Source organism: Microbacterium karelineae (assembly GCF_009745985.1).
In the GTDB taxonomy this organism is placed as follows: Bacteria; Actinomycetota; Actinomycetes; order Actinomycetales; family Microbacteriaceae; genus Microbacterium; species Microbacterium karelineae.
Map to the genome: position 1 here is coordinate 1 of NZ_WFIX01000143.1, position 679 is coordinate 679.

A 679-nucleotide genomic window follows, 5' to 3' on the forward strand; every position below is an offset into this window, starting at 1 on the left:
TAATCTTTTAGAGTGAGACTCTCTACCGTTCTTGGAACTACCGACTCCTTTCTTGTGTGCCATTTTATTACTGGATTATTTATTAAGTGCTTTAAATTGATCGATATTCTTAATGATAGCAGCATCTACTTCTTCATGAGTAAGAATATTCTTTTCTAATTCAACTTTAACTGCTTTACCTAAAGTAATTAAAGTTTCTCTGTTCTCTTTAGACTGAGACAAGTTGTTTTTCTTTAAGTGATAGTTCAATTCATGATCTTCACCAAAGTTAACAGTTGCGTTGTCAGAAAGAACTTCACCTTTCACAGTTTCTTTTTTAGCAGCAGCTTTTTTAGCTCCACCTTCAAAACCTGTAATACCAGTGATTACGATTTGAGTTAAAGATTGTCTGTGACCGTTTTTCACTTTGTAACCTTTTCTTCTTTTCTTTTTGAAAACGATTACTTTATCAGCTTTAACGTGGTCAAGGATCTCTGCTTCTACAGTGATTCCGTTTACAGCTGGGGCGCCTACAGTGATTGCACCGTTTACAGTAAGAAGAACTTTATCGAAAGAAACTTTTCCTCCTTTATCTCCTTTTAAACGGTTTACAAACAACTTCTGGTCTTGCTCAACTTTGTATTGAAGCCCTGCTATTTCTACAATTGCAAACATTGTTTATAAATTTTTAGTTATTTCG

2 protein-coding genes are annotated in these 679 nt (G+C 34.2%); both read right to left on the minus strand.

What is annotated here, in order from left to right:
• On the minus strand, window positions 1–63 hold a 63-nt coding region (locus GB932_RS22335; protein WP_197517226.1), incomplete at its 3' end, for a 50S ribosomal protein L27.
• Window positions 64–75: 12 nt separating this feature from the next.
• On the minus strand, window positions 76–654 hold the full coding sequence (gene rplU / locus GB932_RS22340) for a 50S ribosomal protein L21 (protein WP_076597840.1): 579 nt from the start codon (window positions 652–654) through the stop codon (window positions 76–78).
• Window positions 655–679 lie beyond the last annotated feature (25 nt).